Genomic DNA, 22,964 nt, shown 5'->3' on the forward strand with positions numbered 1-22,964 from the left:
GGTTAGCTCCGCTCGTCGAACAGCGCCTCGATCGGGTCGTAGCGTTTCACGATCGGAGATTTGAGTACGATATAGCTGAAATATTTCTCGATCCCGAAATCGCTCTCAAGGATCGATTCGATTAGTTCCTGATATTGCGACACGTTGCGGGTGATGAACTTGACCAGATAGTCATATCCGCCGCTGACCAGATGGCATTCGACGACTTCGGGCACGTTGCGCGCACGTTGTTCGAAGCGCGAGAAATCACCCGTACGGTGATCCTTCAGCGTGATCTCGGTAAAGACGGTCAGCGTCTCGCCCAGCTTTGCCAGTGCGACATGCGCGCCATAGCCGGTGATATACCCCGCCTTTTCCAGCCGCTTGACCCGCGACAGGCACGGGCTAGGCGACAGGCCGACCGCATCGGCCAGATCGACGTTGGTGATCCGCCCATTGCGCTGCAACTGCGCAAGGATGCGGAAATCCAGTCGATCGAGTTTGGGCGATGGTGTCATAAAGGAGACTTTATCTCATCATTTCGTAACCGCAACGTCTATCGCAGCGCCGCGCGAACTTCGGGCAGGTCGGCCACTTGATCCAGCGTCCGCGTAAGGCGCTTCAACAATGTATCCATATCGGTTTCATCGCAACTGATCGCCGGGGCGAGGCCGATCGTGCCGTCGGCGAACGCGCGGAAGATGATGCGGTTGGCGTAGCCGGTGCGCGCCAGCTTGTCGGGCAGGCCGATCGCGGGGTCGAACCGCGTCTTGCCCGCCTTGTCCGCCACCAGTTCGATGCCGGCCAGCATGCCGGCCTGGCGCACGTCGCCGACCAGCGGATGATCGGCGATCGCGGCCAGCCCTGCCGCGAGTTGCGGCGCGCGGGCGATGCCTTTGGCCAGGATGCCGCCCTCGTACAGGTCGAGCACGGCCAGCGCGACGGCGGCCGACACTGGATGCCCCGAATAGGTCGCACCGTGCCCGACCGGCAGATGATTGTCGGGACCGTCGGCGATGCCGGCATAGATTTCGTCGGTCATCAGCACCGCGCCCATCGGCACGTAACCGGCGGTCAGTCCCTTGGCGAGCGTCATCAGATCGGGCGTGACGCCTTCGGTTTCGCAGGCGAACAGCGGACCCGTACGACCAAAGCCGGTAATGACCTCATCGGCGACCAGCAAAATGCCCAGTTCGGTGCAGGCGGCGCGCATCGCGCTCAACCAACCCCGCGGCGGGACGATGACGCCGGCCGACCCCTGCACCGGTTCGGCGAAGAAGGCGGCGACATTATCCGCGCCCAGTTCGGCGACCTTGGCCTTCAGCGCGGCGACGCTGGCGTCGATCACCGCCTGCGGATCGCTGCCGACGGCGTGGCGATAGGGATAGGGCGCCGGAATATGATGCTGCCAGTCATGCGGCAGGTCGAACAACCGGTGGAAAGCGGGCAGTCCCGTGATCCCCGCCCCGTTCGACGACGAACCATGATAGCCCTTGTCGAGTGCGATGACCTGTTTCTTGGTCGGGCGGCCCTTGGCATTCCAGTAGTTGACGATGAAGCGCAGCGCGGAGTCGACCGCGTCCGATCCGCCCAGCGAGAAATAGACGCGGTCGAGGCCCGGCGGCGACAATTCGGCCAACCGCTCGGCGAGGCGGATCGCGGGTTCGCTGGCGAAGGAGAAATAGCCGGTGGCATAGGGCAACCGCCGCATCTGTTCGGCCGCCGCCTCCACCACGCTTTCATGGCCGTAGCCGATATTGACGCACCACAGCCCAGCAAAGGCGTCGAGCAGCCGATTGCCGTCGCCATCGGTCAGATACATGCCCTGCCCGCCCGTCAGCACGGTCGCGCCGCGCGCCTCGTGCCCGCGCCAAGCGGTGACGGGGTGGATGAGGTGGCGGCGGTCGGCCTCGATCAGCGAATTGGAGAACATGACTGGCCCTGTTTCTGAAGATGGGGCCATCTTACGGGGCGTCGGCGGGCGTGGGATGATCGCGCGGGCCGCGCGGCGGGGCCAAGCTGCCGAACTTCGCGAATGTGCGGCAGATTATGCCGCGGCAGGATTTTCGAGGCCCCCTCCCCTGGAAGGGAGGGGAGTAGGAGGCGTTACCCGATCGCCGCTGCGATCGCCTTCCCGCTTTCCACGGTCGACGCCGTACCCTTCAGATCGCGGGTCCGGCCGGCTTCGCTGGCCAGCACCGTCTCGATCGCGGTCACGATCGATTTCGCCGCGTCATGTTCGCCGAAATGGTCGAGCATCATTGCCGCGCACCAGATCTGGCCGACCGGATTGGCGATCCCCTGCCCCGCAATATCGGGGGCCGAGCCATGGACCGGCTCGAACAGCGACGGCACGCTGCGATCGGGGTTGATGTTGCCGCACGGTGCGATGCCGATCGTGCCGGTGCAGGCCGGCCCCAGATCGGACAGGATGTCGCCGAACAGGTTCGATGCGACGACCACGTCGAACCGGTCGGGGTTCATCACGAACTGCGCTGCCAGAATGTCGATATGATATTTGTCGGTGCGGATGTCGGGATAGTTTTCCGCCATCGCTGCGACCCGGCTGTCCCACCACGGCATGGTGATGGCGATGCCGTTCGACTTGGTCGCCGACGTCACATGCTTGGCCGGACGCTTCTGCGCGAGGTCGAAGGCGTAGCGCAGGATGCGGTCGGTACCGATGCGGGTCATCACCGTTTCCTGCAACACGACCTCGCGGTCGGTGCCGGGGAAGGCGGTGCCGCCGATCGCCGAATATTCGCCTTCGGTATTCTCCCGCACGATCATCATGTCGATGTCGCCCGGATTGCGGCCGGCCAGCGGGCACGGCACGCCCGGCATCAGCCGCGCCGGACGCAGATTGACATACTGGTCGTATTCGCGGCGAAACTGGATCAGCGAATCCCACAACGAGATATGGTCGGGCACGGTGTCGGGCCAGCCGACCGCGCCGAAGAAGATCGCGTCGACATCGCCGATCCGCGCCTTCCAATCCTCGGGCATCATCCGGCCGTGGCGGACGTAATAATCGCAGCTCGCGAAATCATGCCATTGCTGCTCGACGGTAAAATTATGCACCGATGCCGCCGCCTCGAGCACGCGAATACCCTCGGGCACAACTTCCTTGCCGATCCCGTCGCCCGGGATCACCGCAATACGATAATTGGTCACAGGCCCTTCAATCCCCCCCAGTGAAACGCTTTCGTTTCAAGATACTCATCGATGCCCTCGCGCCCGCCTTCACGGCCGAGCCCCGATGCCTTGATCCCGCCGAACGGCGACATCTCCATCGCAATCCCGCCGGTGTTCAGCCCGACCATGCCGAATTCCAGCGCCTCGCCGACGCGCCATGCGCGATGCAGGTTCTCGGTGTAGAAATAGCTGGCGAGGCCGAACGGCGTGGCGTTGGCGAGATCGATCGCCTCCTGTTCCTGCGTGAAGCGGAAGATCGGCGCGACCGGGCCGAACGTCTCCTCCGATGCCAGCCGCATGTCGGGGGTGGCGCCGGTCAGCACCACCGGTCGGGCGAAACGTTCGTCATCGCGCGCGCCATCGGGTGCAGCCGCAATCTGCGCGCCCTTCGCCAGCGCGTCGGACAGGTGATCGGCGACCTTCTGCGTGGCGGCGGCATTGATCAGCGGGCCGATCGTCGTCCCCGCATCGCGGCCATCGCCGACCCGCAGCGCGCGCACCGCCTCCCCCAGCTTCTCGACGAAGCGGTCGTGGATGCCGTCCTGCACGAGGATGCGGTTGGCGCATACGCAGGTCTGGCCGGCATTGCGGAACTTGGACGCCATCGCGCCCGCCACCGCCGCGTCGAGATCGGCATCGTCGAACACGATGAACGGCGCATTGCCGCCCAGTTCGAGGCTCAACCGCTTCAGCGTATCGGCCGATTGCTGCATCAGCAGCGATCCGACACGGGTCGATCCGGTGAACGACAATTTGCGCACTACCGGCGATGCGGTCAGTGTGGCACCGATCGCCTGCGGCAGGCCGGTGACGATGTTGACGACACCCGCCGGCATGCCGGCCCGTTCGGCCAGCTTGCACAGCGCCAGCGCGGTGTAGGGGGTCAGCTCGGACGGCTTGATGACGACGGTACAGCCCGCCGCCAGCGCCGGCGCGACCTTGCGCGTGATCATCGCCGCAGGAAAATTCCACGGCGTGATCGCGGCACAGACGCCGACCGGTTCGCGCGTTGCCAGGATACGGCGGTCGCTGGTCGGAGCCGGAATGGTGTGGCCGGCGATCCGCCGCCCCTCGTTCGCAAACCATTTCACGAACGACGCGGCATAGCCGATCTCGCCCTTCGCCTCGGCCAGCGGCTTGCCCTGTTCGGCGGTCATGATCGCCGCCAGCGTGTCGGCATTGCCGAGGATCAGCGCATGCCAGCGTTCAAGCAGCGTCGCGCGATCATCGGCGGTGCGGCGCTTCCACGCCGGCAGCGCCGCGGCGGCGGCGGCGATCGCCGCCTCGGTATCGGCGGCGCCCGCCGAAGGAATGGTGCCGATTACCTCGCCGGTCGCGGGGTCGGTCACGTCGAGCGTCGCGCCGCCCTGTGCCGCGACCCATTCGCCGCTAATCAGCATCGTTTCGAGCAGCAGCCCGGTGCCGCGCAGGTCTGCGTCGCTCAGCACAGCGCCTGGCTCACGATCGCGAACGCCGTCGCGGGGGCGGTCGCCGGCGGCTCGGCGCCCTTGACCATCGTCACTACCCGCCCGACCCGTACCAGTCCCAGTTCCTCCAGCCATGGTCCCAATCCGCTATTCCCGTGAATGTCGAGCCGGATGAACTCGCCGCTGCGCGACCCGATCCACTGCGCGATCAGCGCCTGCGCGCGCACCATGTCGGGCGCGATGACCGGACCGACGACATAGCCGCGCCCGAACCGGCGGAACAGCGCGACCCCGGTCACGTCGTCGCCTTGGGTCAGCACCACGCCATGCGCCCGGTCGCGCAGTACGGTCATGACGGTCGGACGATCCAGCCCGCTGCCGGCGCGGACGAGCGCATCGACCACCGCCCCGTCGCGCTCGCCCATCGGCCGGATGCGCTCACCCGGCCCCAACGGCACCAGCGGCGCTTGGAACGCCGCGCCCTGATGCTGCAATATCTCGCCAATGCCGGTAAAGCCCAGCTTGCGATAGAGCGGCAGTCCGTCCTCGGTCGCGTTCAGCTGGACCGTCGCATCGCCGCCCAGCGCCTCCGCGATCTGGTCGAGCACCGATTCCATCACGATCCGGCCGATGCCCGCCCCGCGATGCCGCCGCGACACGATGACCATGCCGAGCGTCGCGACCTTCGGTCCGGCGCGCCACCACATGGTCGTACCGACGATCTCGCCACCCAGTTCGGCGACGGTACCGGCGCCGACCGCCAGCATGTCCGATAGATCCTCGGCCCGATGCGGCCATTGCTCGGCCTTAGACAGCGCGTGGAGCTCGGTGATATCGTCCGGCGTCATCGCCCGCAGGCGCATCGTCCGGCTTTCGGCCGGCAGGGGATCGGCACTTGTCTGCATCGTCTCGCGTTCCATCGCTATCCTCACACCATGGTGTAGCCGGACGAGCGGCGCAGGAGGTGCCGCGTCGCGGGGCAGCCGGCATCTTATCGCGCATAAATTGGCCACCCTCCGGAATATCCTGCCGCAAAAGCGTTGACGCGGGTAGCGGTTGGGGGAGCGAAACCTCCTTTCCGCTACCCCGCGGAAATACGGCGGAAGCGGTACGCTGTGCGGTCGCCCGGCCAACGATCGGCACATATGACCTGTCGTTCCGGCAACTAAAGTGTAACGATGCCGGACAGGATAGAGCAGATTATGCCGTGCCGGGGCAGCATCGCTCCGAGGGGGACGCCGACACGCCATGAAGCTGGAATCCTATTGGCTGGACAGCGGCGAACGCTTCGCCGGGGCCGAACAGGGCCCGGTGCCGGTGCGTGCATCGGTCATCGTCGTCGGAGGCGGCTTTACCGGCCTTTCTGCCGCGCGGGCGCTGGCAATGGCTGGAACCGATGTCGTGGTAATCGAAGCGAACCGGATCGCCGGTGAGGCATCGGGACGCAATGGGGGCCAATGCAACAACGGCATTGCCGGCGACTTCGCCGGTCTGATCGCCCGGTTCGGCATTGAACGCGCGACGGCGATCTATCGCGCGTTCGACACCGGCGTCGATCGAGTCGAGGCGATCGTCGCCGAGGAAGGCATCGCCTGCGACTTCACCCGCAACGGCAAGCTCAAGCTGGCCGACAAGCCCGAACATGCCGCCAAGCTCGCGCGGCAGGCGGAATTGCTATCGCAGACCGTCGAACCAGATATCCGCCTGATCGAGAAGAACGATTTGCCCCGTGAGATCGGGTCCGATGCCTTTCACGGCGGGCTGCTCTATCCGCGCAGCGGGTCGCTGCACATGGGGCGCTTCGCCACCGGGCTGGCCTATGCCGCCGCGCGGCATGGCGCCAAGCTGTACGAGGATGCGGCGCTGACCGGTATCGAGCGCATTTCGGGCGGGCGCCACCGGCTGACGACGAAGCGCGGCACGGTCGAGGCAGATGCGGTGCTGCTGGCGACCGGCGCGTCGATGGTTGGGCCGTTTCGCTGGCTGCGACGGCGGATCGTGCCGATCGGCAGCTTCATCGTCGCGACCGAGCCATTGGGGTCGTTGGCGCAGAACATCATGCCGGGGCGGCGCAACGGCACGACCACGCGCAATGTCGGCAATTATTTCCGCCTCACCGCCGATGATCGGCTGATCTTCGGCGGACGCGCCCGCTTCGCCCTGTCCAGCCCGCGCAGCGACACGCGCAGCGGCACGATCCTCGAGGCGGGGATGCGTCGCATCTTCCCGCAATTGGCCGATACGAAGATCGCCCATACCTGGGGCGGGATCGTCGACCTGACCGCCGACCGCCTGCCGCGTGCCGGATCACGCGACGGCATCTATTACGCGATGGGCTATAGCGGCCATGGCACGCAGATTTCGGTGGTGATGGGCGAGGCGATGGCGCGCATCCTCGGCGGCGCGCGGGAGGCCGACGAAAACCCGTTCCACGAGATCGCATGGCCGGCGGTGCCGGGACATTTCGGACCGCCATGGTTCCTGCCGGCGGTCGGCGCCTATTACCGCTATCAGGATTGGCGGCATTGATCGGCCGGCGCGATGCGATCCGCCTGATCGGCGGTGGCGGGCTGTCGCTCGGCCTCGGTGCGTGCGGATTCGAACCGGCGCGGCCCGAGCCGGCTGGCGGTCGCCTGAGGGTTGCCGTCGCGGTGTCGTCGACCGCCGATACGATGGACCCGGCGCGGCAGACGGTGGTCACCGATTTCTGCCGCTGCGCCATGGTCTATGACGGCCTGACCAAGCTCGACGAACGCTTCCTGCCACAGCCCGCACTGGCCGAGGCGATCGAGACCGCCGACGCGCGCGACTGGTCGATCCGACTGCGCAAGGGAGTCCGCTTTCACGACGGATCGCCGCTGACCGTCGCAGACGTCGTCTATTCGCTGCGCCGCCATCTCGATCCCGCCGTGGGGTCCAAGGCGAAGGTGTTCGCCGACCAGTTCGCATCGGTGCGTGCCGATGGCCCGGACCGGGTGCGGATCGTGCTCAAGACGCCCAATGCCGATCTGCCGACGATCCTCGGCATCCAGCAATTCCAGATCGTTCGTGACGGCACCCGCGATTTCAACAAACCCGTCGGCACCGGGCCGATGCGAATGCTCGAATATATGCCGGGCGTCCGTTCGCTCGCCGCGCGGTACGACGATTACTGGCGGGGGCCGGTGCGGCTGGGCGAGTGCGAGCTGTTCGCCATCCCCGACGACAGCGCGCGGATCAACGCGCTGCTGTCGGGCGATGTCGATCTGATTCATGCGATCAACCCGCGCATCACCCGGCACCTGACCGGCGCTGGGTTCGAACTGCTCGAATCCAAATCCAGCGGCTATACCGACCTGATCGCGCGGATGGACCGGGCGCCGGGCAACAACCCCGATTTCGTCGACGGGCTGAAACTGCTGCTCGACCGCGAAACGATGCGGACCGCGATCTTTCGGGGCTATGCGACGATCGCCAACGATCAGCCGATCGCGCCGACCAACCCCTATTACGACCCGAGCGTGCCGCAGCGGCCCTTCGACCCCGATCGCGCACGCTTCCTGTTCAAACGCGCCGGGCTGGCGGGGACAAGGGTGCCGCTGGTCACCTCCACCGCCGCCGACAAGTCCGACGACATGGCGGTGCTGATCCAGGACGCCGCGCGGCGCGCGGGGCTGGGCCTCGACATCCGCCGCGTGCCGTCCGACGGCTATTGGACCAATAGCTGGATGAAGGTGCCGCTGGGCTTCGGCAACACCAACCCGCGCCCGACCGCCGACATCATCTTCACGCAATTCTTCGCATCGAACGCGTTGTGGAACGAGAGCGCGTGGAAGAACGCGCGCTTCGACCGGCTGCTGGTCGCGGCACGCGGCGAGACCGACGAGGCGCGGCGCAAGTCGCTCTATGGCGAGATGCAGCATCTGGTCCACGATCGGGCCGGCATCGGCATCCCGTTGTTCATCAGTTCGATCGACGCCTACAGCCCGCGCCTCAAAGGGTTGCGCCCGATGCCGCAGGGGGGATTGATGGGGTTCGATTTCGCCGCCCATGTCTGGCTGGAGGGCAAATGACGCTGCCGCCGCTTGTTTCGCTGATCGGCCGCCGGGTCGGCGGGTCGCTGGTCACCTTGCTGTTCGTGTCACTGGCGGTATTCGGCATCGCCCAGCTGATGGAGGGCGACGTGGCCGAGGCGATCCTCGGCCAGAGCGCCACGCCCGAGGCGCTGGCGGGACTGCGCGCCGCGATGCACCTCGATCAGCCGGCATGGCAACGCTATGTCGAATGGGCGACCGGTGTGCTGACCGGGGATCCGGGGCGTTCGCTCATCACCGGGCTGCCGGTTTGGGAGATGATCGCCGCGCGGCTGGGCAATTCGCTGACGCTCGCCGGGCTGACCGCTCTGGTATCGGTGCCGCTCGCGCTGCTGCTCGGCATCGTCGCGGCGGTGAAGCGCGGCACGGCGTTCGACCGGACGATCAGCATCGCGACGATCGGCATCGTTTCGGTGCCAGAATTCCTGATCGCGACGCTGGCGGTAATGCTGTTCGCGGTGACGCTGCGCTGGCTGCCGGCGCTGTCGTCGACCCGCGACGTCCATTCCACCTGGGATCTGGTGCGGGTGTTCGCGATGCCGGTGTTCAGCCTCGCCTGTTTCGTGATGGCGCAGATGGTGCGGATGACGCGCGCCGCGGTGATCGACGCGCTCGACACCTCCTACGCAGAGGCGGCGCGGCTGAAGGGCTGTTCGCCCGCGCGGGTCGTGCTGCGCCACGCCTTGCCCAACGCCATCGGGCCGATCGCCAATGCGATCGCGCTCAGCCTGTCGACTTTGCTGGGGGGCGTGATCGTGGTCGAGATCATTTTCAACTATCCGGGCGTCGCGCGGCTGATGGTCGATGCGGTCGCGACCCGCGACCTGCCGCTGGTGCAGACCGTCGCGGTCATCTTCTGCATCGCCTATCTGTTGCTGGTGACGACCGCCGACGTCGTCGCGATCCTCGCCAATCCGCGGTTGCGCCACCGGTGAGCAGGCTCGCGATCAGCGGCCGGATCGGCCTTGCCCTCGTCGTGCTGTGGGTGATCGTCGCCCTCGCCGGCCCTGCCCTCGCGCCGCACGGCGTGGGGGAGGTCGTCGACCTCGACGTGTTCAGCGGGGTCAGCCGCGCCTTCCCGCTCGGCACCGACTATCTCGGTCGCGACATGCTCAGCCGGGTGCTCTACGGCGCGCGCTACACCGTTTTCATCGCCTTCGTTGCGACCGCCATGGCCGTGGTGACGGGAGTGCTGCTGGGCCTTGCCGCAGCGGCGGGCGGTTGGGTTGACATGCTGCTGTCGCGGCTGTTCGACATTGTCATCGCCATCCCCAGCCTGATGTTCGCGCTGGTCGTGATCGCGGCGACGGGCGCGTCGATCCCGGTGCTGATCGGGACGCTGGCGGTGATCTATACCCCCGGCGCATTCCGTACCGCGCGCGCGCTGGCGATGGGGGTCATGGCGCTCGATTTCGTGTCCGCCGCGCGTGCTCGTGGGGAAGGCTTGCCCTACATCGTTGTCCGTGAAGTGCTGCCCAACGTCACCGGGCCGCTTGCCGCCGATTTTGGTCTGCGCTTCGTCTTCGTCGTGCTGCTGCTCAGCGGGCTGTCGTTCCTGGGGCTGGGCGTACAGCCGCCCGAGGCCGATCTCGGCGCGCTGGTCCGCGAAAATATCGCCGGCCTCGGCTTCGGCGCGCCTGCCGTGCTGTTTCCGGCGGTGGCGATCGCCTCCCTCACCATCGGGATGAACCTGTTGATCGACTCCCTTCCCGGACGCCGCCGGCGATGACCGCTCCGCTGGCGCGCATCGACCATCTTCGCATCACCGCCACCGGTGACGATGGACGCGAGATCGTGATCGTCCCCGACGCCACGCTGTCGGTGGCACCGGGCGAGGTGTTGGCGCTGATCGGCGAATCGGGATCGGGTAAGACGACCATCGCCCTGTCGCTGCTCGGCTATGCCCGCCCCGGATGCCGCATCGCCGGCGGTACGATCGAGGTCGCGGGCCAGCGGCTCGACACCGCCAGCGCCGAAAAACTGCGCAGCATCCGCGGTCGCACCGTCGCCTATGTCGCGCAGAGCGCGGCGGCGGCGTTCAACCCGTCGCTGACCATCATGGCACAGGTGATCGAACCGGCGCTGATCCACGACACGCTCGACCGTAGCGCTGCCGAGGCGAAGGCGATGGACCTGTTCCGCCGCCTGGCCCTGCCCGATCCGGAGGGGGTCGGCGACCGCTATCCGCACCAAGTATCGGGCGGGCAGCTCCAGCGGCTGATGGCGGCGATGGCGCTGATCACCGATCCGAAGCTGGTGATCTTCGACGAACCGACCACCGCGCTCGACGTGACGACGCAGATCGAGGTGCTGAAGGCCTTCAAGGACGCGGTCCGCGACCTCGGCACCACCGCCGTCTATGTGACGCACGACCTGTCGGTCGTGGCGCAGATTGCCGATCGGATCGCCGTGCTGAAGGGCGGCGAGGTCCAGGAACTCGGCACCACAGAACAGATATTGTTTGCACCGACCCATGACTATAGCCGCGCGCTGGTCGCCGCCGCCGCGCCGCGCAAGCCGGCCGAAGTGCCGGTCGTCGAGGAAGAGCCGCTGCTCGACCTGTGGGGAGTCGTCGCCGGCTATGGCGGGACCAACCATGACGGCAGTCCGCGCGTGAAGATTCTCGATGGGATCGACGTGTCGATCCGCCGCGGGCAGGTGCTGGGCGTGATCGGCGAGTCCGGTTGTGGCAAGAGTACCCTCGCCCGCGTCGTCGCCGGGCTGCACGCACCGACCGCCGGACGCATCTTGCTCGATGGCAAGCCGCTGCCGCCGGTCGTCCGCCGCCGCTCGCGCGACGAACTGCGCAGGGTGCAGATGGTGTTCCAGAGCGCCGACACCGCGCTCAACCCGGCGGTCAGCGTCGGCGCCGCCATCGCACGGCCCCTCGCTTTCTATCACGGCATGGATCGCGCATCGGCACGGGCGGAAGTCGCACGGCTGCTCGACCTCGTCCGCCTGCCCGCCGCGCTTGCCGACCGGTTGCCCGGGGAATTGTCGGGCGGGCAGAAGCAGCGCGTGAACCTTGCCCGCGCGCTGGCGGCGCGGCCCGACCTGCTGCTGTGCGACGAAGTGACCTCGGCGCTCGACCCGGTGGTGGCCGAAGCGGTGCTCGACCTGTTGATCGAGCTGCGCCGCGAACTGGGCCTCGCCTATATGTTCATCACCCATGATCTGGAGATCGTGCGCGCGATCAGCGACGACGTGCTGGTGCTCTATGCCGGGCGCGTCGCCGAACGGGTGACGCGCGACGGCCTCAGCCATGGCGCGCACCATCCCTATACAAGGCTGCTGACCGCGTCGGTGCCCGAATTGCGGCCCGGCTGGCTCGAGGAAACGCCCGCGCGCGATGCAGGTGCCGCCGGCGGAGCGCGGATGCGCGAGGTCGGATGCAGCTTCCTGCCGCGCTGTCCGAAGGCGGTGGATGCCTGTGCCGCGCAAATGCCGCCGCTGCTGGCAGAGGACGACCGGCATATCTTCTGTCACCGGTCCGTTGAGGTGTTGGCCGGGAGCTTAAGCGCATTAAACGAGCCGTACCCCCGCGCAGGCGGGGGTACGGTAGTTTCGGTTATGTCACATGCCGATCAGGCCACCACCGGCCGCCAGATCGCATAGACCTTCTTCACATGCACCTGGCTGTCCCATGCGCACTGCGCGGCATGTTCGAGCAGGAAGACGTCACCGGTCGAGAAGGTCTGGCTGGCCCCCGTCTCGTCGGTGAAGGTCACGCTGCCGTCGAGCAGGTGCATCAGTTCGTGATGCCGATAGCGCATCGCGATGCGGTGATAGGGGGTCGAATCCCACGTTCCGCAGATGAACACGCCGTCGCTCGACAGATAGTCGGTGTGGTTGCGGCACGACGGGGTCGGCCCGACCAGCAGTTCGGCCAGCGGCGGGTTGGACGGGGTCAGTTCGGCCGCCTCATCGATCGGCACCACCGCATCGGCGGCCGGCGTTTCGATCGCATAGCGCATCGCCAGCGCACGGGTGGCGGGGGCCGCCTCCCAATCGAAGGCGACCCCCATCGGGATGACCGCACTACGACCCGCGTCCAGCGTGGTGTCGCCGATGCGCAGCGACCCTTCGAGGACGATGACGAATTCGTCGCCGGGCAGGCCCGTCACCGACCCGCGACCACCATCTAGCGCGACCAGGTCGACGCCGCACGGCCCGTCCGCCAGCGGCAGCGCGGTGCGTGCCGTGGCATAGTCGCCGGTGTCGTTCACCCCCGCATCGGCGGCGAAGGCGCGCAGGTCGATGAACGACCGGACCTTGGCTTCGACGCTCACAGCCCCACCAGCCCGGGCAGGCCCGCGAGGCTGGGGATGTCATGCACCTGATAATAAGGGTTAAGCGGTTCATGCCCGCGATTGACGAACGCCTTGTCCTTGATGCCGAGGTCGAACGCCGTCATCTGGTCGTAGCGGAAGCTGGACGAGACGTGCAGCACGTCCTCCGGCCCGCAGCCGAGCTGGTCGAACATATATTCGAACGCCTGCATCCGCGGCTTGTACGCCTGCGCCTCTTCGGCGGTGTAGACCGCGTGGAACGGCGCCTGCAACTTCTCGACGCTGGCCGGGATCAGGTCGATCATCGAGTTCGACAGGATGACGAGCGGATATTCGGCGGCGACGCGCTTCAATGGCTCGACGACGTCCGGATGCGGACCCCAGGTCGGGACGGCCGCATAGACTTCCGCCGTGTCGCTGTCGCGATATTCGATGTTCCACCGCTTGCAGGTCCGGCGCAGCGCACCCTCGACCACGTCGCGATACGGCTTCCACGCGCCCAGCACTTCGTCGAGGCGATAGGCCGAGAAGTCGTCGGTGAATTGCTGCATATCGGCTTCGGCGATGCGATCGGCGTACAGGCGGCGGGCGACCGGCGCCATTTCGAAATAGATCAGCGTGCCATAACAATCGAACGTGATGTACTTTGGACGAAGCACGGTCAGCCCCCTTCGTAAAGCTGGTGTGGAACGACGCAGATATTGGCGGCGGCGGCGCGGCAGATAGTCTTGTTTCGTCCGGTTTCGCACGGCGAAGCGAACGACGTTTCGCGGCCTCCAGCATAATCTGCTGCGCCTGCATTGCCATGGGCGTCGGCCGCTTTTCCCGGAACGCGCGGCGAGATCGAGGAAGATTGCGGCAGAAAATCGCGTCCGGCGACGCAAAATTGCGGACTGCATGCCCCGACGGCCGCGGGAATGCCGTTTTGCCGGTCCTTTTCGAAAGCGTCTGCTGAACGCTTGCCCCTAGACTAGGGGTCGACAGGCGGCCTTTAGGGTTCGCTGCCCGCAACGGGCGACGGACACGCGGACGGGATGGACATGACGCACGACAGGTCGGGACAATTTTATATCGACGGCGGCTGGTGCGATCCGGTCGGCGACGCGCCGTGCATCGGCGTAGTCGATCCGGCGACCGAGACGCAGATCGGCACCATCGCCGCTGGATCGGCCGCCGATGTCGATCATGCGGTCGCAGCAGCCGCGCGCGCCTTCGACAGCTTCGCCGTTTCGCCGGTTGCCGACCGGATCGCATTGCTCGATCGGATCGCGACGCTGATGGAGGAACGCGCCGAAGCCTTCGCGAAGGTGATCGCCACCGAAATGGGCGCGGCTATCAGCTTTGCCCGCGCATCGCAGGTGCCCTTCGCCATCGCCCATGTCCGCGCGCAGATCGATGTGCTCCGGTCCTACCGGTTCGAACGGCCCGACGACGGGTTCACGGTCGTCAAGGAAGCGATCGGCGTGTGCGCGCTCATCACGCCGTGGAACTGGCCGCTCTACCAGATCACGGCCAAGGTCGCGCCCGCCATCGCCGCCGGATGCCCGGTGGTGCTGAAACCCAGCGAATTGTCGCCGTATAGCGCGCTGATGTTCGCGCAGGTGGCGCATGATGCGGGCCTGCCGGCAGGCGTGTTCAATCTGATCAACGGCACCGGCGAAGCGGTCGGGGCGGCACTGTCGGCGCATCCCGATGTCGCGATGATCTCGATCACCGGATCGACCCGCGCCGGCGTGCTGGTGGCGCAGGCGGCAGCGGTCAGCGTCAAGCGCGTGGTTCAGGAACTGGGCGGCAAGTCGCCCAACCTGTTCCTCGACGATGCCGATTTCGCCGCCGCCGTACCGCGCGCGATCATGGCGGGGATGCGCAATGTCGGCCAGTCGTGCAGCGCGCCGACGCGTATCCTGGTGCCCGCCGACCGGCTGGCCGAGGTGGAGACGCTGGCGGCTGCCGCGGCGACCGAGTGGCGCGTCGGATCGCCGCTCGACGATGCGACGACGATGGGGCCGATCGCCAACGCCGCGCAACATGCCCGGGTGCAGGCGATGATCGAGGCCGGCATGGCGGAGGGCGCGACACTGGTCTGCGGCGGCCCCGGCCGTCCCGCCGACCTCAATCGCGGCTACTATGTCCGCCCGACCATCTTTTCGGGCGTTACCCGCAACATGCGGATCGCGCGCGAGGAAATCTTCGGGCCGGTGCTGTGCATCATGCCCTATCGCGACGAGGAGGACGCCGTCGCGCTGGCCAACGACACCGTCTACGGCCTGGGCGCGCACGTCCAATCGGGCGATCCGGCGCGGGCACAGGCGGTCGCCCGGCGCATCCGGTCGGGACAGGTCCATATCAACTCGCCGAAATGGACCGCGCACGCGCCGTTCGGCGGATACAAGCAATCGGGCAATGGCCGCGAATATGGCGTCCATGGCTTTGAGGAATATCTGGAAACCAAGGCGATACTGGCATGACGACCCTGATGGAAAAGACTGCGACGCAGGACGACGCCGCGACGCTGGCGACGGTCGAGACGCCCTGCCTGATCCTCGACGCCGATCGGATGGATCGCAACATCGCCCGGCTGCGCGCGCATCTCGCGCCGATGGGGGTCACGCTGCGCCCGCACCTGAAGACCGGCAAGTCGATCGAGGTCGCGCATCGGCTGATGGAAACGCCGCAGGGTCCGGCCACCGTATCGACGCTGAAGGAAGCCGAACAATTCGCGGCGGCCGGCGTGCGCGACCTGATCTATGCCGTCGGCATCGCCCCCGACAAGCTGCCGCGCGTGCTGGCGCTGCGCGAGAAGGGCGTCGATATCGCGGTCGTGCTGGACACCGTCGAACAGGCCGAAGCGGTCGCGGCGGCATCGCGCGAGGCGGGCACCGCCATCCCGGCACTGATCGAGGTCGACTGCGACGGCCATCGTTCGGGCGTGCTGCCCGACGACAGCGCGGCGTTGCTGGCGATCGGTCGCGCGCTGGTCGAGGGGGGCGAACTGCGCGGGGTGATGACCCATGCCGGTGGCAGCTATGCCGCGCGCACGCCCGAGGAACTGCGCCGCTATGCCGAAGTGGAGCGCAAGAGCGTGGTCGATGCCGCGACGACGCTGCGCGACGCCGGCCTGCCCTGCCCGGTGGTCAGCGTCGGATCGACCCCGACCGCGCATTTCGCCACCGACCTGACCGGCGTGACCGAAGTGCGCGCGGGTGTGTTCGTGTTCTTCGATCTGGTGATGCACGGCATCGGCGTCTGCGCCGTCGACGATATCGCGCTGTCGGTGCTCGGCACGGTCATCGGTTTCCAGAAGGAAAAGGGCTGGATCCTGATCGATGCCGGCTGGATGGCGATGTCTCGCGATCGCGGCACCGCCAAGCAACCGGTGGATCAGGGCTATGGCATCGTCTGCACGCTAGACGGCATGCCCTATCCCGACCTGATCCTTGCCGACGCCAATCAGGAACATGGCATCATCACCGTGCGGCCGGGCACCGACGCGCAGTTGCCGCCGCTGAAGATCGGCGACCGGGTGCGCGTTATGCCCAACCATGCCTGTTCGACCGCCGCGCAGCATCCCGCCTATCATATCGTCCATGGCGACGATCCGGCCGTCACCGCGACGTGGTCGCGCTTCGGGGGGTGGTAAGATGACCGACGCGACGATCCGGCCGGTGCTGACCGACGACGCCCCCTTCCCCGCCGGCCACTATTCGCAGGCAGTACAGGCGGGCGATCATCTGTATATCTCCGGCCAGTTGCCGATCCGTGCCGACAAGCAGCCCTTGGACGACATGGGCTTCGAGGCACAGGCGGCACAGGCGATCGACAATATGATGGCGATCCTGACCGCCGCCGGGGGCAGCCCGGCGCAACTGGCGCGCGTCACCGCCTATATCGTCGGCGTGGAGAACTGGCCGCGCTTCAACGACGTCTATGCCGCGAAGCTGGGCGATGCGCGTCCGGCACGGACCGTCGTGCCGGTGCCCGAGCTGCATTACGGCTATCTGGTCGAAATCGACGCCGTCGCGCTGCTGCCGCAGGGCTGACCCTTCTCCCACCAACGGAGTTTTCCATGGCGAGCATCCCGACGGACAGCCTCTTCCCAAGCCGAACCGCCCCGCCCGTCGCGGCAAAAGCGGTGGCGGGCGCGCGGCTGGTCAGTATCGACGCGTTGCGCGGTTTCGTGATGGTCCTGATGCTGCTCGACCATATCCGCGAGGCGTTCCTGCTGTGGGTGCCGATCGGCGATCCGGTCGATGCGCTGACCGTCGCGCCCGACAGCTTCTTCAGCCGGATGACCAGCCAGATCTGCGCCCCGGTCTTCGTCGCGCTGACGGGCCTTGGCGCCTATCTCTATGCGCAGAAGCACAGCAAGGGCGAAACGGTCGCCTTCCTGCTGAAGCGTGGCATCTTCCTCGTGCTGCTCGAACTGACCGTCGTCAACTTCGTGTGGCGTGCGGAATTTCCGTTCACGATCGTCTATCTGCAGGTGATCTGGGCGATCGGGTTGAGCATGATCGTGCTCGCCGGGCTGATCCGCCTACCCCATGCCGCGATCGCCGCGACTGGGGTGGCGATCGTTGCCGGGCATAATCTGCTCGACCCCATCGTCCTGCCGCCCGAACATCCCTTCTACGCCCTGTGGTCGCTGCTGCACGAGCGCGGTACGATCACGCTGGGCGGGCTGCCGATCCGCTTCAGCTATCCGCTGCTGCCGTGGATCGGGGTCATCTGCCTCGGCTGGACGATCGGGCCATGGTTCGCGCGGCTGGACGTGACGACGCGGCAGCGGCGGCTCGTGCTGACCGGCCTCGCCATGCTCGCCGGCTTCGTCGTGTTGCGCTTCGCCAACGTCTATGGCGACACACCGTGGTTCGTGGTGCCGGGGTCGCCGCTGCGCACGGTGATGAGCTTCCTCGCGCTTACCAAATATCCGCCGTCGCTGCTGTTCGTGCTCGCGACGCTGGGCACCGGGCTGCTGCTGCTCGCGCTGTTCGACCGGATCGCCGATGCGCGGGTCACCGGCTGGCTGTCGGTCCTCGGCGGCGCGCCGATGTTCTTCTACCTCTTCCACCTCTATGTCCTGCGGACGCTGTACCTCGGCGCGGTGGCGATCTTCGGCCTCAACCATGGCGAGGTGTTCGGCTTCCCGTCGATCCACTGGATCTGGCTGATGTGGGTCGCGATGATCGTGCCGCTCTACTTCCCGACGCGCTGGTTCTCGAACCTGAAGAAGCGTCGCAAGGACATTCGCTGGCTCAAATATCTCTGAGCGTCCCTCCCCTGTACCGGAACTGCTGGAGCCTATCGGAATGCCCGCACCGCTGACGTTCGTCGATTCGACCCCCGACCTGCCCGCGACCGCCGATGTGGTGATTATCGGCGGGGGCATCGTCGGCAGCTTCACCGCCTATCACCTCGCCAAGCGCGGTCTGAAGGTCGCGCTGGTCGAAAAGGGTCGCATCGGCGGCGAGCAATCCAGCCGCAACTGGGGCTGGTGCCGCCAGCAGAACCGTGACGCGCGCGAACTGCCGTTGGCGACCAAGGCGCTGGACCTGTGGGAGCAGTTCGCCGCCGACACCGGCGAGGACACCGGCTTTAGCCGCTGCGGCCTGCTCTATCTGAGCGATAACGAGGCCGAGATCGCCGGCTGGGCACGCTGGCGCGATTTCGCACGGACCGCCGGGGTCACCACCCATATGCTGTCGTCCGCCGAGGCGACCGAGCACGGCCGTTTCAGCAACAAGGCATGGAAGGGCGGCGTCTTCTCCCCCACCGACGGCACCGCCGACCCGTCGCGTGCCGCGCCGGCCGTCGCCCGCGCGATCATGGCACTGGGCGGCACGGTGCATCAGCAATGCGCGGTGCGCGGGCTGGAGACCGAGGGCGGTCGACTGTCTGCCGTCGTCACCGAACAGGGCGTGATCCGCACGAAGATCGCAGTGCTGTCGGCCGGCGCATGGGCGTCGTCCTTCTGTTATCAATATGGCATCCGCTTTCCGCAGGCGACGATCCGCCAGACCGTCATGTCGGTCGGGCCGGGCGAGGAGATTTTCCCGCCGGCGATGCACAGTGACTTTATCTCGATGACCCGGCGCGGCGATGGCGGCTATACCCTGTCGATCAGCGGCAGCGGCAAGGTCGACCCGACCCCGCAATTTCTGCGCTTCTCTACCCAGTTCCTGCCGATGTTCCTGCGACGCTGGCGCAAGCTGTCGCCGGGCGGGCTGGAAGGGGCGCAGTCGGGCCATGAAAGCGTCAAGCGCTGGAAGCTCGACCGGCCGACACCGATGGAGCGGATGCGTATCCTCGACCCGACGCCCGACGCCGCGACCGTCAAACGCACCCATGCGCGCGCGCTGGAGATGATGCCGCGTCTGCGCGAGCGGGCGGTGACCGGCGCATGGGCGGGCTATGTCGACAGCACGCCCGATGGCGTCCCCGGCATCGGCGAGATGGCAAGCCTGCCCGGCTTCGTGCTGGCATCGGGGTTCAGCGGGCACGGCTTCGGCATCGGCCCGGGCGCCGGGCATCTGATTGCCGATGTCGTCAGCGGGGCGGAGCCGATCGTTGATCCCAAACCCTATCATCCCGACCGGTTCGAACAATCGTCTTGGGGCAAGGTCGCGGAGTTCTGATCGCGGCCGTCGTTCCAAGGGACGAACGCGCGCCCGTTGCCTGACGAAGCCGGCGCGCTACATCCTGCCTCCGTATACCAAGGGGACAGGCATGATCGTCGGCATCGATCTGGGAACGACCAACAGCGCTTGCGCGATCTGGCGCGACGATGTGCCGGTCATGGTCCCCAATGCGCTGGGCGATTTTCTAACTCCTTCGGCGGTCAGCATCGGCGACGACGATGCGGTGCTGGTCGGACAGGCGGCGCGCGACCGGATGGCGACCCATCCCGACCGCGCCGTCACCAGCTTCAAACGGCGCATCGGCACGCGCGAGACGGTGAAGCTCGCCAAACGCGACTTCGATGCCGAGGCGCTGTCGGCGCTGGTCCTCGCCAGCCTGAAGCGCGATGCCGAGGCGTTCACCGGCGAGAGCGTGACCGAAGCGGTCGTCACCGTCCCGGCCTATTTCAACGATCGGCAGCGCAAGGCGACGAGGCGCGCGGGCGAACTGGCCGGGTTGCCGATCCGCCGGCTCATCAACGAACCGACCGCAGCCGCCCTCGCCTTCGGCATCGCCGACCGGGCGGATCACGAACCGTTCCTCGTCTTCGACCTGGGCGGCGGCACGTTCGACGTGTCGATCGTCGAAATGTTCGACGGCGTGATCGAGGTGCGCGCCTCGGCCGGTGACAATCGGCTGGGCGGCGACGATTTCAACGACTGCCTGATCGCGCTGGCCCGCGCCACACTCGATCCGCAGGGATTGTTGGCGAAGCTGCCGCCCGACCGCGCCACCGGTCTGCTTGCGCAAGCCGCCGAGCGCTGCCGCCGGGCGCTGAGCGAGCAGGACGGCGCCGACTTCAGCGTCACCATCGGCGATACCGCGCTGACCGTCCCGGTAACCGCCGTTGCGTTCGAGGAAGCCGCCGGCGGGCTGCTCCAGCGTATCCGCGAGCCCGTACTGCGCTCGCTGCGTGACAGCAACATCGCCGCGGCCACCCTGTCCGAAGTCGTGCTGGTCGGCGGGGCGACGCGGATGCCGATCGTGCGCCGCGCGGTCACGCGGATGTTCGGGCGGTTTCCGGCGACCACCGTCCATCCCGACCATGCGGTGGCGATGGGCGCGGCGGTGCAGGCCGGGTTGCTGGCGCGCGATGCCGGGCTCGACGAAATCCGACTGACCGACGTCTGCCCGTTCACGCTGGGCGTCGATACCAGCGAGCCCGACGGACGCGGCGGGTTTCGCACCGGGCTGTTCTCGCCAATCATCGAACGCAATTCGGCGGTGCCGATCAGCCGCGTCTCGACCTTCTCGACGCTGTCCAATCAGCAGACCAAGGTCCAGTTCGGCGTGTATCAGGGCGAGGCCCGCGACGTGTCGGGCAACGTCAAGCTGGGCGAGATCACCGTGCCCGTCCCCCCGCGCCGCGCGGGCGAGGTTACGGTCGAATGCCGCTTCAGCTACGACACATCGGGGCTGCTCGAGGTCGATGTCAGCGTGCCGGAGACCGGCATGACCCGCAATCTGGTGATCGTCGACGACGAGGACGCCCCCGACCCCGCCGAACTGGCAAAGCGCCGCGCCGCGCTGGCGGCACTGAAGGTCCATCCGCGCGACGATGCGGTCAACGCGGCGCTACTGGCGCGGGCACGGCGGGCGTATGAATCCTTCCTTGGCGATACCCGCGCCGCGATCGGCCATATGCTCGGCCAATTCGAAAACGCGCTGGCAACGCAGGACGACCGGATCATCGCAGAAGCGCGCACGGCGTTCGGCGCGGCGCTCGATCAGATCGAAGGCGAGCGCTTCCTGTGAGGCGCGGCATCTGGGCGACGCTCGACCTCGACCCGACGACCGACCGCAGCGCGATCCGGAAAGCCTATGCCACGCGGTTGAAAGCGATGGACGTCGACGCCGATCCAGCGGGCTTCGCGGCACTGCGGGCAGCGCGGGATGCGGCGTTGGCGGGGGCGGCCGAGACGGTGACCGAGCCGGCTCTCGAAGCCGACCTCCCGCCCGCCCCATCCGTGGAGAGCGAGCCGGAAGCCGATCCGGAACTCGCCGCCTTTCACGAAGCGATCAACGCGCATTTCCACGCGCTCGAAGCGTTGCTGTTCCCCGACCATGACGCACCGCCGACGCCGGAGGAACTGGCAGCGATCGAACATCACGGGTTGGCGCTGCTCGCCGATCCCCGGCTCGAACAGGTCGATTTCGCGGCCGGCGCCGAACGCTGGTTCTCCGAGATGCTGGCAGCGACCATCCCGCGCTGCGACCCGTTGCTCGAACCTGCTGCGGCGACGTTCGGATGGATCGACCGCCGCAACGACTATGCGCTGTCGGCGGAAGCGCTGGCGATCGTCGAACGCATCGGGGCGATCCGCTTCATGAAATTGGTCGACGATCCCGGGCACCGGCTGCACCGGGCGTGGGTCGAGCTTAATCGCAGCGATGCCGAGCGGGCGCCATGGTGGAATCCTAAGGGACCCCGGCGCGAACTGCTCACGCTGATCCGCACAAGATTTCCGATGGTCGAAAGCTGGCTCGAACCGCGTCGGGTGGCGGATACCGACGATACCGATTCCCTCCTGTCCGCCGTGCCCATCTGGAGCATCATTGCGGTCGTCGTACTGATCCTGCGCGCTACCTACGGCACCGACGATCGCCCTGCGCCAACGGCGCCGCCAGTACCGATCGATCTGCCCAGCCCGGTTATGAGCGGCAATCCGCCAGTCGTTCCGGAATCCGAGAAACCGCAATTCCTGTTCGCCGGTTTCATCAGCGGACTGACCCATGCCCCGGTGACGCTGATCCGCGACATCACCGAATGGGAACTGAAGGTCATGCGCTATTACCAGCCCTTCGACCCGGCCCAGTGTGTCGATACGACGATATGGCGCTACGACAGCAAGCTGTCGGCCAACTGGGACAGAAAACGGATTGAACTGAAGGCCCGCGTACGGGAAAACGCCCGGAACGAGATGCTTCCCCTGCCCTCGAACCGCTTCGACCTTCACGGCGAGATCGTGGAGGACGTACTGCGACGGACCAGCTTCGACCGAACGCGTTTCGAACAGTCGCTACAGAAAGGGGCCGATATCGCCGACCAGTGCAAGGTGCACGTCGCCATCCGCGAAGCGGCACTCGCCCATCCGAAGACCGGCAACAAGCTGTTACGGCAGCTGCAATTGGCAAGGTTCGGGGGAGTAAAACTCTCCCCCCGGCCGGGGCCGGGGGAGAATGGTGCGGTCGAGAAGACTCGAACTTCCACGGCCTTTCGGCCACAACGACCTCAACGTTGCGCGTCTACCAGTTCCGCCACGACCGCACGTGAACACCTTGGGGGCTGGCCCCTTGGCTGGCAGGAGCGTGCCCCTAGCAGCGCG

At 66.9% G+C, this 22,964-nt stretch carries 19 protein-coding genes and 1 tRNA gene; 11 read left to right on the plus strand and 9 right to left on the minus strand.

All coding sequences use genetic code 11. The annotated features are described in order from the left end of the window. Positions 1-2 precede the first annotated feature (2 nt). The 5 genes from AAIO73_RS10035 to AAIO73_RS10055 form a co-directional block, all read right to left on the minus strand. Positions 3-497, minus strand: coding sequence for an Lrp/AsnC family transcriptional regulator (locus tag AAIO73_RS10035; RefSeq protein WP_242116998.1), 495 nt, complete (start codon positions 495-497; stop codon positions 3-5). 38 nt (positions 498-535) lie between these two features. After that, positions 536-1,912 (minus strand): aminotransferase class III-fold pyridoxal phosphate-dependent enzyme, encoded by a 1,377-nt coding sequence (locus tag AAIO73_RS10040; protein ID WP_345877762.1) that lies wholly within the window; start codon positions 1,910-1,912, stop codon positions 536-538. A gap of 173 nt (positions 1,913-2,085) precedes the next feature. Further along, complete coding sequence (locus AAIO73_RS10045) at positions 2,086-3,153, minus strand: tartrate dehydrogenase (RefSeq protein WP_345877763.1); 1,068 nt, start codon at positions 3,151-3,153, stop codon at positions 2,086-2,088. Next, entirely contained in the window at positions 3,150-4,574 is a 1,425-nt protein-coding gene (locus tag AAIO73_RS10050) for an NAD-dependent succinate-semialdehyde dehydrogenase (RefSeq protein ID WP_345878046.1), read from the minus strand. Before AAIO73_RS10050 ends, AAIO73_RS10045 begins: the two co-directional genes overlap by 4 nt. 41 nt (positions 4,575-4,615) lie before the next feature. Beyond that, positions 4,616-5,521 carry a GNAT family N-acetyltransferase gene (locus AAIO73_RS10055; RefSeq protein ID WP_345877765.1) on the minus strand — a complete coding sequence of 302 codons (906 nt, stop codon included), beginning with the start codon at positions 5,519-5,521 and terminating at the stop codon, positions 4,616-4,618. Between the two features lie 328 nt (positions 5,522-5,849). On the opposite strand from AAIO73_RS10055, the gene AAIO73_RS10060 reads away from it, so the two are divergent. From AAIO73_RS10060 to AAIO73_RS10080, 5 genes are read left to right on the plus strand one after another with little or no spacing between them, the layout of a single operon-like run. Beyond that, the gene (locus AAIO73_RS10060) at positions 5,850-7,130 is read left to right on the plus strand and encodes an NAD(P)/FAD-dependent oxidoreductase (protein WP_345877766.1); all 1,281 of its coding nucleotides are present in this window, start codon (positions 5,850-5,852) and stop codon (positions 7,128-7,130) included. After that, entirely contained in the window at positions 7,118-8,653 is a 1,536-nt protein-coding gene (locus tag AAIO73_RS10065; RefSeq protein WP_345877767.1) for an ABC transporter substrate-binding protein, read from the plus strand. Before AAIO73_RS10060 ends, AAIO73_RS10065 begins: the two co-directional genes overlap by 13 nt. Further along, the gene (locus AAIO73_RS10070) at positions 8,650-9,609 is read left to right on the plus strand and encodes an ABC transporter permease (protein WP_345877769.1); all 960 of its coding nucleotides are present in this window, start codon (positions 8,650-8,652) and stop codon (positions 9,607-9,609) included. Before AAIO73_RS10065 ends, AAIO73_RS10070 begins: the two co-directional genes overlap by 4 nt. Next, positions 9,606-10,403 (plus strand): ABC transporter permease, encoded by a 798-nt coding sequence (locus AAIO73_RS10075; protein WP_345877770.1) that lies wholly within the window; start codon positions 9,606-9,608, stop codon positions 10,401-10,403. The genes AAIO73_RS10070 and AAIO73_RS10075 overlap by 4 nt, the downstream gene beginning before the upstream one ends. Then, positions 10,400-12,289, plus strand: coding sequence for an ABC transporter ATP-binding protein (locus tag AAIO73_RS10080; RefSeq protein ID WP_345877772.1), 1,890 nt, complete (start codon positions 10,400-10,402; stop codon positions 12,287-12,289). The genes AAIO73_RS10075 and AAIO73_RS10080 overlap by 4 nt, the downstream gene beginning before the upstream one ends. Here AAIO73_RS10080 and AAIO73_RS10085 read toward each other — a convergent pair. Both AAIO73_RS10085 and AAIO73_RS10090 read right to left on the minus strand, forming a co-directional pair. Further along, on the minus strand, positions 12,259-12,963 hold the full coding sequence (locus tag AAIO73_RS10085; protein ID WP_345877774.1) for a cupin domain-containing protein: 705 nt from the start codon (positions 12,961-12,963) through the stop codon (positions 12,259-12,261). The two genes, AAIO73_RS10080 and AAIO73_RS10085, sit on opposite strands and share 31 nt — an antisense overlap. Next, positions 12,960-13,622 (minus strand): haloacid dehalogenase type II, encoded by a 663-nt coding sequence (locus tag AAIO73_RS10090; protein ID WP_345877776.1) that lies wholly within the window; start codon positions 13,620-13,622, stop codon positions 12,960-12,962. Before AAIO73_RS10090 ends, AAIO73_RS10085 begins: the two co-directional genes overlap by 4 nt. 381 nt (positions 13,623-14,003) lie before the next feature. Here AAIO73_RS10090 and AAIO73_RS10095 point away from each other — a divergent pair, with 381 nt between their 5' ends. From AAIO73_RS10095 to AAIO73_RS10120, 6 genes are all read left to right on the plus strand, one after another. Continuing rightward, a complete protein-coding gene (locus AAIO73_RS10095) occupies positions 14,004-15,431 on the plus strand; it encodes an aldehyde dehydrogenase family protein (RefSeq protein WP_345877777.1) in 1,428 nt (475 codons plus the stop codon). Continuing rightward, complete coding sequence (locus AAIO73_RS10100; RefSeq protein WP_345877780.1) at positions 15,428-16,603, plus strand: DSD1 family PLP-dependent enzyme; 1,176 nt, start codon at positions 15,428-15,430, stop codon at positions 16,601-16,603. The genes AAIO73_RS10095 and AAIO73_RS10100 overlap by 4 nt, the downstream gene beginning before the upstream one ends. 1 nt (position 16,604) lies before the next feature. Beyond that, positions 16,605-17,003, plus strand: coding sequence for a RidA family protein (locus AAIO73_RS10105; protein WP_345877782.1), 399 nt, complete (start codon positions 16,605-16,607; stop codon positions 17,001-17,003). A gap of 26 nt (positions 17,004-17,029) precedes the next feature. After that, positions 17,030-18,229, plus strand: a complete 1,200-nt coding sequence (locus AAIO73_RS10110) for an acetyltransferase domain-containing protein (protein ID WP_345877783.1) — start codon at positions 17,030-17,032, stop codon at positions 18,227-18,229. Between the two features lie 40 nt (positions 18,230-18,269). Beyond that, the gene (locus AAIO73_RS10115; RefSeq protein WP_345877785.1) at positions 18,270-19,595 is read left to right on the plus strand and encodes an NAD(P)/FAD-dependent oxidoreductase; all 1,326 of its coding nucleotides are present in this window, start codon (positions 18,270-18,272) and stop codon (positions 19,593-19,595) included. A 91-nt stretch (positions 19,596-19,686) separates the two neighbouring features. Next, the gene (locus AAIO73_RS10120; protein ID WP_345877787.1) at positions 19,687-21,393 is read left to right on the plus strand and encodes an Hsp70 family protein; all 1,707 of its coding nucleotides are present in this window, start codon (positions 19,687-19,689) and stop codon (positions 21,391-21,393) included. On the opposite strand, the gene AAIO73_RS10125 is transcribed toward AAIO73_RS10120, so the two are convergent. Further along, entirely contained in the window at positions 21,366-22,595 is a 1,230-nt protein-coding gene (locus AAIO73_RS10125) for a hypothetical protein (RefSeq protein WP_345877789.1), read from the minus strand. The two genes, AAIO73_RS10120 and AAIO73_RS10125, sit on opposite strands and share 28 nt — an antisense overlap. A 224-nt stretch (positions 22,596-22,819) precedes the next feature. Further along, positions 22,820-22,906: transfer RNA gene (locus tag AAIO73_RS10130), tRNA-Leu, on the minus strand. Between the last annotated feature and the right edge of the window lie 58 nt (positions 22,907-22,964).

The sequence above is a fragment of the Sphingomonas epibiotica genome, assembly GCF_039615155.1.
Lineage (GTDB): Bacteria > Pseudomonadota > Alphaproteobacteria > Sphingomonadales > Sphingomonadaceae > Sphingomonas.

What these genes read in the sequence shown, in the direction of transcription:
- AAIO73_RS10120 (WP_345877787.1), top strand. Translation starts at nt 19,687, where the DNA reads ATGATCGTCGGCATCGATCTGGGAACGACCAACAGCGCTTGCGCGATC.
- AAIO73_RS10100 (WP_345877780.1), top strand. Translation starts at nt 15,428, where the DNA reads ATGACGACCCTGATGGAAAAGACTGCGACGCAGGACGACGCCGCGACG.
- AAIO73_RS10095 (WP_345877777.1), top strand. Translation starts at nt 14,004, where the DNA reads ATGACGCACGACAGGTCGGGACAATTTTATATCGACGGCGGCTGGTGC.
- AAIO73_RS10080 (WP_345877772.1), top strand. Translation starts at nt 10,400, where the DNA reads ATGACCGCTCCGCTGGCGCGCATCGACCATCTTCGCATCACCGCCACC.
- AAIO73_RS10060 (WP_345877766.1), top strand. Translation starts at nt 5,850, where the DNA reads ATGAAGCTGGAATCCTATTGGCTGGACAGCGGCGAACGCTTCGCCGGG.
- AAIO73_RS10070 (WP_345877769.1), top strand. Translation starts at nt 8,650, where the DNA reads ATGACGCTGCCGCCGCTTGTTTCGCTGATCGGCCGCCGGGTCGGCGGG.
- AAIO73_RS10055 (WP_345877765.1), bottom strand. Translation starts at nt 5,521, where the DNA reads ATGGAACGCGAGACGATGCAGACAAGTGCCGATCCCCTGCCGGCCGAA.
- AAIO73_RS10105 (WP_345877782.1), top strand. Translation starts at nt 16,605, where the DNA reads ATGACCGACGCGACGATCCGGCCGGTGCTGACCGACGACGCCCCCTTC.
- AAIO73_RS10035 (WP_242116998.1), bottom strand. Translation starts at nt 497, where the DNA reads ATGACACCATCGCCCAAACTCGATCGACTGGATTTCCGCATCCTTGCG.
- AAIO73_RS10040 (WP_345877762.1), bottom strand. Translation starts at nt 1,912, where the DNA reads ATGTTCTCCAATTCGCTGATCGAGGCCGACCGCCGCCACCTCATCCAC.
- AAIO73_RS10050 (WP_345878046.1), bottom strand. Translation starts at nt 4,574, where the DNA reads ATGCTGATTAGCGGCGAATGGGTCGCGGCACAGGGCGGCGCGACGCTC.
- AAIO73_RS10110 (WP_345877783.1), top strand. Translation starts at nt 17,030, where the DNA reads ATGGCGAGCATCCCGACGGACAGCCTCTTCCCAAGCCGAACCGCCCCG.
- AAIO73_RS10115 (WP_345877785.1), top strand. Translation starts at nt 18,270, where the DNA reads ATGCCCGCACCGCTGACGTTCGTCGATTCGACCCCCGACCTGCCCGCG.